The following is a 9,095-nucleotide window of genomic DNA, read 5'->3' as shown; positions in this document are numbered from 1 at the left end:
GTAGAAGCTTTTTACCTCTCCGACCCTGCTGAAGCCTTATCGCGTCTGCCGTGTCGGTGGATGCGCATTATAGGGAGTTACGATTGGAGCGCAACCCTTTTTTTTGAAAAAAACTAAAAAATCGAACACTCGATGGTTATTTAATCAAAAACGTAAAAAAGAGGGTAAAAAACCCTCTTTTTCATCGCATAAAAGCCGTATTTAAATGAAAGCGTACGCGTCGGCGTACATACGTTCGCTTTTGGCTTTCTTATTTTGAGTAAACTGTTCTCGAGCTGCGCCCGCCATTTCAAAGCGACCAGCAATATAGATATCATAGTCTTCCAGACTTTCGAAATCGTCACTGACGGCCTGTAGCACGTTTCCAACTTTACCTTGCCACTCAGCGGGAGCGTCTTCTACTACAGGAATAAAGTGCACGTTAGAAAACTTCTCTGAAATATCGATAAGTTCATCTTTTGCGTATAACTGGTTGTCATCGCGAGCACCCCAGTACAAATAGATTTGGTTGGTCTTATTCTGTGCTACGCAATGATCTAAAATCGAGCGTACATAACTGAACCCGGTGCCACCAGCTATTAGTAATAGTGGACGCTCACTATCTTCTTGAATCCACGCATCTCCGTGTGGTGCATCAATTTCAATATCACCACCTGTTTCTAGAGCCGTTTTCATTGCTTCAACGACTTCAATTGCGTAAGCATTATGTTCTGCGGCACCAATGTGCAGTTCCAACTCACCCTCATGTCGACAAGGACTGCTCGCAATAGAGAATGGGCGCTTATCTTTTTCTCCCATCACAACCATAAGATATTGACCTGCTTTGAAAGTTACAGGTGATTCTGGGTGAAGTAGAATTTGGTAAGTATTACAAGCTAACGGCTGAATAGACTTTACTTTACATTGGATGGTCATGATGTCCCTCTCGCTTACTCATCAAAAGTAAGCACTAAATTACTTTCTGTATAGGCTTGGCAAGGAAATATCCAACCTTGCTGCTGTTCTTTATCGGTTAGCATTGGGGCCAGGTGATAACTCACCTCTCCCGATACCTTCTTACACATGCACATGGCACACGCGCCAACTCGGCAACGGTGGGGGAAGCGAATATTATTGTTGAGCGCAGCCTCCAACACCGTCTCCCCAGCTTCAACCTTAAATGATACGTTTATAGGAAGAAGGTGGACTGTATGACTCATAGAATACCTAACTGATTCCAAATCTCATCAACTTTAGCCACAAGTTTAGGATCTTTCTTAATTGGAATACCCCAATCGCGCGTCACTTCAGTTGCAAACTTATTAGTTGCATCCAACCCTAATTTCGAACTGCTCGTCATACTTCCTCGAAGTTGGATGGTATCTCTATCAGGATCCATACGAGTCGTTACGGCCCAGATGATATCATTCCAATCACTGGCATTGACGTCTTCATCGCACAAGATAATGAACTTGATGTCTGTATAATCAGCAAAGTATTCCCATAATTTTTCAAGCAATGCTTGAGACTGGCCGGCTTGCTCTTTCTTCATTGTTACCACAGCGAACTGATTATTTGCCGTCGGTGGTAAATAGATGTCGATAATTTCACGACGTTGATCTTTTAAGGAGTCCAAGTCAGCTTGTGTAATAGCCTTACTGTCTGGAGCGGTCACTTCTGGGCGAGTCGCCAGTTCCGCTTCCCATTTAGTGGTCGCATCCAGTCCCATCTTGGAACCCAGACCAACCACTGGAGAAGCAAAGTCCAGTGAGTCTATCGGCGTATTATCAATCATTACGGTATCACGAACCGGGTCCATATTCACAGTCATCGCGTTGACCACATCATCCCAGTCACGTGCATTGACCGACTCGTCACACACGATCACATACTTGGTATACATGAACTGACGTAAGAAAGACCATACGCCCATCATGACGCGTTTCGCATGTCCCGGATATTGCTTCTTCAACGTCACGACCGCCATACGGTACGAACAACCTTCTGGAGGCAGATAGAAATCTTCTATCTCTGGAAATTGCTTTTGCAGAATAGGTACAAAGACTTCATTTAGTGCCACACCCAGAACGGCAGGCTCATCAGGTGGACGACCAGTATAAGTACTGTGGTAAATCGGATCTTTACGCATGGTGATATGAGTAATGGTAAAGACGTGATGCTTTTCTTTTTCGTTGTAATAGCCCGTGTGATCGCCATAAGGGCCTTCATCAGCGAACTCTGTCGGGTCAATGTAACCTTCCATCACAATTTCCGCACTCGCGGGGACTTCCAGCTCGTTACTGATGGATTTGACGACTTCGGTCTTACTGCCGCGCAACAAGCCAGCAAAAGCATACTCTGACAACGTATCTGGTACTGGCGTTACCGCACCAAGAATAGTCGCAGGATCAGCCCCGAACGCGACAGAGACTGGGAATGGCTTACCTGGGTTAGTCTCCATCCAATCACGAAGGTCAAGCGCGCCACCTCGGTGTGCCAACCAGCGCATGATGATTTTGTTTTTAGCAATTTTTTGCTGGCGATAGATACCTAGGTTCTGGCGTTTTTTATTCGGTCCCTTGGTGACAGTTAGTCCCCAAGTTAAGAGCGGTGCAACATCTTCAGCCCAGCAACTCATTACGGGAATTTTATCTAGGTCGACTTCGTCACCCTGCCAGACGATTTCCTGGCAAGGCGCTTTACGAAGGCGCTTGGCCGGCATGTTCAAGACTTGCTTAAATACAGGTAGCTTTTCTAACGCATCTTTGAAGCCTTTCGGCGGTTCAGGCTCTTTGAGGTAAGCCAGGAGTTTACCGACTTCACGTAGTTCTTTTACGTCTTCACGCCCCATACCAATCGCAACCCTTTCCGGGGTACCAAACAAGTTGGTCAGTACTGGAACCTCATAACCAACTGGGTTTTCGAATAATAATGCAGGACCACCAGCGCGCAGGGTGCGATCACTGATTTCTGTCATTTCATAAGCGGGATCGACTGGGTGAGTAATGCGCTTGAGTCGACCATTCTTCTCTAAATGGTCAATATATTCGCGTAAATCCTTAAAACTCATAGGCCTTCATGACTGCTGACTGATTAAACTTTTCGCAGTATAACAAATAGCAGGACACTAAGGTCCTCCTATTTTGTGTGGGTTTAAGCGTTGTATTACTTCAGAACTTGTTCGATTTGACGCACTTTAACCTGATGGTTCCCCGATACTAACTCTTTTAGCCAATTTTGATGCCCCTGTTGCGCTAACTCTCTCGCCACCAGCGTCGCTTCTCCAGACAGCGCCATTTTAGCAATTAAGAACTGCTTCACCTCAGGGCTTAACGGAGAGGTTTTGGTTAAAAGGCCAATAGCATAAGGTTTGAGCGTTGGATTTACCGTTGAGTTCATCAACTGTCGTAATGAGAAGGCGTCACCCATTTTGGCTAACCGCTCCAGTTCTGCATGACTATTGTAGTCAGCACGCATCCGCCACAGCAGGTCGTACATGGCTTCATCCTGACTTACCTCTGCCAAGCGAGCAACCACTGCTGTAGACGGCAGCCAGCTGGTCACATCTATTTGAGTCAACTGTACGGTTAATGCATTTAATGCACCTGGAGACAAACTATCTAATTCACGAATCAATAATGCTTCACGAGCCTGGGTTTGCTGTGAGGTACCTGCCGATAACCATCGGCTGAGATCGAGCTCTTTGCGCTCAGCTTGAAGCACAAATTCTAATGTGGTCTGGTCTTGCTTCCAGCGCTTAATCAAACGGCTCGCAACGGCAGGAAAGTTAAAGGCTGGAACGGTAAATTCGTAGCCATCACCACGCTCGAGTACTTGATAGGTGGGGGTAATACGACTCTGCGATTCAACAAAAAGCGCCATTCGTGGCGTCAAGATCACATCTTGCTGTTCTAGTTTTTCGAGCAAAAGGAATCGCACCACCTCTTGTTGAGGTAACGCCAGTCGATTGAGGGAAAATTTAAGCGAGTCAACTTCATCCCTGACAACATATTCTAGAAGTTCAGAGACTTTGGCTTGTATTTGGGTATCCTGAAGCCACTGCTCTACCACTGACTCCTGCATTTCCTTCGCAGGCGCGGTCATAGGTATGGTCACAAGTGACAAACTCAGGAGTAATGACGACAACATTCCTTGTTGCATGTTAACCTCCCGATAACATTAGTCCTCATTCTGAGGCTTCTATCGGTAGAAAGCAATAAAAAAGCCACCATAAATTATGGTGGCTTTTTCAAAATAAGAACTCAGTTATTACTGACGACGCATCGCATCGAAGAACTCATCGTTCGTCTTCGTCATTGCGAGCTTATCGATTAGGAATTCCATTGCGTCGATTTCACCCATTGGATGAACAATCTTACGCAGAATCCACATTTTCTGCAGTTCGTCAGTCTTCGTCAGTAGTTCTTCACGACGAGTACCTGAGCGGTTGAAGTCAATCGCAGGGAAAACGCGCTTCTCGGCAATCTTACGGTTCAGGTGCAATTCCATGTTACCTGTACCTTTAAATTCTTCGTAGATAACTTCATCCATCTTAGAACCAGTATCAACTAGTGCAGTTGCGATGATTGTTAAGCTACCGCCTTCTTCTACATTACGTGCCGCACCGAAGAAACGCTTAGGACGGTGCAGTGCGTTCGCATCCACACCACCAGTTAGCACTTTACCTGATGAAGGTACAACCGTGTTGTATGCACGTGCCAAGCGAGTAATCGAATCCAGTAGGATAACCACATCTTTCTTGTGCTCTACTAAACGCTTCGCTTTCTCGATAACCATTTCCGCGACTTGAACGTGACGAGATGCTGGCTCATCAAAGGTAGACGCAACCACTTCACCCTTAACCAAGCGTTGCATCTCTGTTACTTCTTCCGGACGTTCGTCGATAAGAAGTACCATCAGTTCACACTCTGGGTGGTTGTAAGCGATACTTTGTGCGATGTTTTGCAGAAGCATTGTCTTACCCGCTTTTGGCGGAGCAACAATCAAACCACGTTGACCTTTACCGATTGGCGATGCCAAATCTAGAACACGTGCCGTGATATCTTCTGTAGAACCGTTACCGCGCTCCATTACCATGCGCTCATTGGCATGCAGAGGCGTTAAGTTTTCAAATAGGATCTTGTTACGCGCGTTGTCTGGCTTGTCATCGTTAACCGTGTTGACTTTCAGAAGGGCAAAGTAACGCTCGCCATCTTTTGGTGGGCGAATTTTACCTGCAATTGAGTCACCTGTACGTAGGTTAAAACGACGAATCTGACTTGGCGATACATAAATATCGTCCGGACCAGCAAGGTAGGAACTATCGGCACTGCGTAGGAAACCAAAGCCGTCTTGCAGAATTTCCAGAACCCCATCGCCAAAGATGTCTTCGCCGCCTTTCGCATGCGCTTTCAAAATCGCGAAGATGATGTCTTGTTTTCTTAAGCGTGCTAGGTTCTCTAATCCTAAGCTTTCGCCCAGTTTTACAAGGTCAGACACAGGTCTGTTCTTCAGTTCGGTAAGGTTCATGGTAGTGGATTCTTGTTTAGTCAAAATAAGATCTGTTTTCTAGTTAAGATGGATTTGGTCACAGGATCGACCAAGAAGAGAAATTTGTTCAATTAACGCGCGATAAGTTAGCACTAATTAATATTCTAGTCCAGAGTTAGAAAAACAAAACCGCGCATTGTTGGTTGCACGGTTTTATCTGTAATCACTTGGTGATTATATGTTTGCGTCCAAAAACTCTTTCAGTTGAGTTTTAGACAGAGCACCAACTTTCGTTGCCGCTACGTTGCCGTCTTTGAATAGCAGTAGCGTTGGAATGCCACGAATACCAAACTTAGGTGGTGTGCCTGCGTTATGGTCAATGTTTAGTTTACCGATAGTGAGCTTGCCTTCGTACTCTTCAGCGACTTCGTCCAGGATAGGAGCAATCATCTTACAAGGACCACACCATTCTGCCCAAAAATCTACTAATACAGGGCCTGCAGCGTTGATCACATCGTTTTCAAAACCGTCATCAGTTAGCTGCAAAATCTTATCACTCATCTTCCACTCCAATGTATTTTTCGAAACTGGTTGGATGATAACCAGTAATTTGATGCCCTATTGGAATGTATTTACTTTCGTAATGCAAGCTTTAGCTGATATTCTATAGCGATGAAAAAGACGCATATCACAGAGCAAAAGTTCGCCGATTTGGGGTTAGAGCCCCAAGTTATTGATGGATTGGATAAAAAAGGGTTTGAATTTTGTACCCCTATCCAAGCCTTGGCGTTGCCGGTACTGCTCACCGGCCAAGACATCGCAGGCCAGGCCCAAACGGGCACTGGTAAGACACTCGCGTTTCTTACTGCAACGTTCAACCACCTTTTGACGACTCCGGCACACGAGGGTCGCAAACCAACACAACCACGCGCTATTATTATGGCCCCTACGCGTGAATTGGCGATTCAGATCTATAATGATGCTGAAAGTCTGATTGCAAGCACGGGGTTAAAAGCGGCACTGGCTTACGGTGGCGAAAGCTACGATAAGCAACTGACTAAGCTACAGGACGGTGTCGATATCCTGATTGGAACTACAGGCCGTATCATCGACTTCTACAAGCAAAAAGTCTTTAACCTAAATAACATTCAAGCGGTTGTGTTAGATGAAGCAGACCGTATGTTCGATCTGGGTTTTATTAAAGACATCCGTTTCTTGTTCCGTCGTATGCCAGAGCCAAAAGAGCGTCTGAACATGCTGTTCTCAGCGACGCTGTCTTACCGCGTACAAGAACTTGCTTTTGAACACATGAACACCCCAGAACATGTCGTGGTAGAACCGGAGCAAAAAACTGGCCACCGCATTCAGGAAGAGCTTTTCTACCCATCTAACGAAGACAAAATGAAGCTTCTTCAAACACTGATTGAAGAAGAATGGCCAGATCGTGCCATTGTATTCGCTAACACCAAGCACAAATGTGAATCTGTGTGGGGCCACCTGGCAGCCGATGGTCATCGTGTTGGTCTGTTGACTGGCGATGTGCCGCAGAAGAAACGTGAAAAAATTCTTGAGCAGTTCACGAAAGGTGATGTTGATATCTTGGTAGCAACAGATGTAGCAGCACGTGGCCTGCACATTCCTCAAGTAACACACGTATTCAACTACGATCTACCAGACGATTGCGAAGACTATGTACACCGCATTGGGCGTACCGGTCGTGCAGGTGCCAGCGGCCACTCTATTAGCTTTGCTTGTGAAGAGTACGCCATCAACCTGCCAGCGATTGAAGAATACATCGAACACACTATCCCTGTATCGGAATACGATGCGTCAGCTCTGATTCAAGACCTGCCAGCTCCTATCCGTATGCGTGCACCTCGTACTCAACAGCGTCGCACAAATACAGGCGGTACTCGCTCTGGTAACCGTAAGCAACAAGGACGCCGTCCTCGTCAGCAACGTCAGTCAACGCCTAAACAATCTTAAAGGAATCTGAAGCTGTATATGAGTCAAGCAGGATCATCACCGCTATACGCCGCCATCGACCTCGGGTCGAACAGTTTTCACATGCTCGTTGTGCGTCACATCGATGGCAGCGTTCAAACAATGGCTAAAATTAAGCGCAAAGTTCGTCTAGCGGCGGGCTTAGATGAACATAATTCTCTTAGTATGGAAGCTATGCAGCGAGGATGGGACTGCTTAAGTCTATTTGCGGAACGCTTGCAAGATATTCCTAAACAGAACATTCGTATCGTCGGTACTGCGACATTACGTACTGCGACGAATGTGGATGAGTTTCTCGAGAAGGCACGTGACATTCTCGGTCATCCGATCGAAGTTATCTCCGGTGAAGAGGAAGCCGCGACTATCTATAAAGGCGTCGCTCACACTTCTGGAGGCAGTGGTCGCCGCCTTGTGGTCGATATTGGCGGGGCGAGCACTGAGCTTATCATCGGGGAAGGGTTCGAAGCTAAAGCACTCACCAGCTTAAAAATGGGCTGTGTGACCTGGTTGGAGAACTTCTTTAAAGACCGTCAGCTGACGGCTCGAAACTTTGATGCCGCTATTGAAGGCGCAAAACAGACCATCAAGCCGATTTTAGAGCAGTATATCGACTTGGGTTGGGATGTTTGTGTTGGGGCATCTGGTACGGTTCAGGCACTGCAAGAGATAATGCTGGCGCAGGGAATGGACGAAGTAATTACTCACTCCAAACTCAAACGCCTGCAAAAGCAAGCCATGCTGGCCGATCACTTAGAAGAGCTCGACATCGAAGGCTTAACGCTTGAACGTGCACTGGTCTTCCCTAGTGGTCTGTCTATTTTGATCGCTGTGTTTGAGTTACTCGAGATCGATGCGATGACACTGGCTGGCGGCGCACTGCGTGAAGGTCTGGTGTACGAAATGGTCGAAGAATTACGCCAGAACGACATTCGCTCACGCACTATCTGCAGTGTTCAAAGTCGTTATCAGCTGGATTGCGAGTACGGTGAACAAGTAGCAAACCTTGCCAGCAAGCTATTGCAACAAGTCGGTGGTGACAAGTGGATTGAAGAGCCTCAGGGTGAAGTTCTACTGGAAACCGCAGCCAAGTTACATGAAATTGGCTTGACCATCGACTTTAAGAAAGGTGGTGAGCACAGTGCCTACTTGCTTCAGAACTTAGATCTCCCGGGATTCACACGCGCGCAAAAATTCTTTATCGGTGAGATAGCCCGTCGTTACCGTGAGCAGCTCACGTCTTTACCTGAGCAACATGCCCTATCTGGTAATAGCGCAAAACGTGTATTACGTTTATTGCGACTTGCGGTATTGCTTACCCATCGTCGTAATCCTAAATTAGAGCCTCAAGTAACACTTTCGGCAGAAGGTGATAACCTGACGTTAGGTATCGACGCAACATGGTTAGAGCAAAACCCGCTCACAGCAGCGGAGTTGGAAATTGAATCGAACCGCCAGACTGATATTGGCTGGCCATTAACGATTTCTGCGTTATAACAAGTAGCTAGCGATAGACAAAAGGCTCCATTGGAGCCTTTTTTATTGACTTAATGATGCTTCTGTACAGCTCAAATAGCTTTTGGACACCCATGATCCAAATACTCCCTATGCTGTACATCTCGCCT

The 9,095-nt window shown here is 46.4% G+C and carries 8 protein-coding genes; 2 read left to right on the top strand and 6 right to left on the bottom strand.

Annotation, left to right across the window (positions count from 1 at the left end):
- Nucleotides 1-201 precede the first annotated feature (201 nt).
- From fre to trxA, 6 genes are all read right to left on the bottom strand, one after another.
- The gene (fre, locus tag RXX31_RS23270; protein WP_317592021.1) at nt 202-915 is read right to left on the bottom strand and encodes an NAD(P)H-flavin reductase; all 714 of its coding nucleotides are present in this window, start codon (nt 913-915) and stop codon (nt 202-204) included.
- Between the two features lie 14 nt (nt 916-929).
- Entirely contained in the window at nt 930-1,199 is a 270-nt protein-coding gene (locus RXX31_RS23265) for a 2Fe-2S iron-sulfur cluster-binding protein (RefSeq protein WP_317592020.1), read from the bottom strand.
- Nucleotides 1,196-3,049: a 4-hydroxy-3-polyprenylbenzoate decarboxylase gene (gene ubiD / locus RXX31_RS23260; protein ID WP_317592019.1), complete on the bottom strand. Its 1,854-nt coding sequence runs from the start codon at nt 3,047-3,049 to the stop codon at nt 1,196-1,198. Before ubiD ends, RXX31_RS23265 begins: the two co-directional genes overlap by 4 nt.
- Before the next feature lie 95 nt (nt 3,050-3,144).
- Nucleotides 3,145-4,140 carry a hypothetical protein gene (locus tag RXX31_RS23255; RefSeq protein WP_317592018.1) on the bottom strand — a complete coding sequence of 332 codons (996 nt, stop codon included), beginning with the start codon at nt 4,138-4,140 and terminating at the stop codon, nt 3,145-3,147.
- Between the two features lie 108 nt (nt 4,141-4,248).
- Nucleotides 4,249-5,508 carry a transcription termination factor Rho gene (gene rho, locus RXX31_RS23250; protein WP_005378757.1) on the bottom strand — a complete coding sequence of 420 codons (1,260 nt, stop codon included), beginning with the start codon at nt 5,506-5,508 and terminating at the stop codon, nt 4,249-4,251.
- A gap of 195 nt (nt 5,509-5,703) precedes the next feature.
- Entirely contained in the window at nt 5,704-6,030 is a 327-nt protein-coding gene (gene trxA, locus RXX31_RS23245) for a thioredoxin TrxA (RefSeq protein ID WP_014233348.1), read from the bottom strand.
- 111 nt (nt 6,031-6,141) lie between these two features.
- On the opposite strand from trxA, the gene rhlB reads away from it, so the two are divergent.
- The gene (gene rhlB / locus RXX31_RS23240; RefSeq protein WP_317592017.1) at nt 6,142-7,455 is read left to right on the top strand and encodes an ATP-dependent RNA helicase RhlB; all 1,314 of its coding nucleotides are present in this window, start codon (nt 6,142-6,144) and stop codon (nt 7,453-7,455) included.
- An 18-nt stretch (nt 7,456-7,473) separates the two neighbouring features.
- Nucleotides 7,474-8,967: a guanosine-5'-triphosphate,3'-diphosphate diphosphatase gene (gppA, locus tag RXX31_RS23235; protein ID WP_317592016.1), complete on the top strand. Its 1,494-nt coding sequence runs from the start codon at nt 7,474-7,476 to the stop codon at nt 8,965-8,967.
- Nucleotides 8,968-9,095: the final 128 nt, after the last annotated feature.

Origin of the sequence: Vibrio sp. EA2 (genome assembly GCF_033042495.1) — a bacterium.
Classification (GTDB): Bacteria; Pseudomonadota; Gammaproteobacteria; order Enterobacterales; family Vibrionaceae; genus Vibrio.
The sequence above is the reverse complement of the archived record's forward strand: the minus strand, read 5'-3'. Positions and strand labels throughout refer to the sequence as shown.

Excerpts from the sequence above, each read along its gene's own strand:
- fre (WP_317592021.1), bottom strand. The coding sequence starts at position 915 with ATGACCATCCAATGTAAAGTAAAGTCTATTCAGCCGTTAGCTTGTAAT.
- RXX31_RS23265 (WP_317592020.1), bottom strand. The coding sequence starts at position 1,199 with ATGAGTCATACAGTCCACCTTCTTCCTATAAACGTATCATTTAAGGTT.
- ubiD (WP_317592019.1), bottom strand. The coding sequence starts at position 3,049 with ATGAGTTTTAAGGATTTACGCGAATATATTGACCATTTAGAGAAGAAT.
- RXX31_RS23255 (WP_317592018.1), bottom strand. The coding sequence starts at position 4,140 with ATGCAACAAGGAATGTTGTCGTCATTACTCCTGAGTTTGTCACTTGTG.
- rho (WP_005378757.1), bottom strand. The coding sequence starts at position 5,508 with ATGAACCTTACCGAACTGAAGAACAGACCTGTGTCTGACCTTGTAAAA.
- trxA (WP_014233348.1), bottom strand. The coding sequence starts at position 6,030 with ATGAGTGATAAGATTTTGCAGCTAACTGATGACGGTTTTGAAAACGAT.
- rhlB (WP_317592017.1), top strand. The coding sequence starts at position 6,142 with ATGAAAAAGACGCATATCACAGAGCAAAAGTTCGCCGATTTGGGGTTA.
- gppA (WP_317592016.1), top strand. The coding sequence starts at position 7,474 with ATGAGTCAAGCAGGATCATCACCGCTATACGCCGCCATCGACCTCGGG.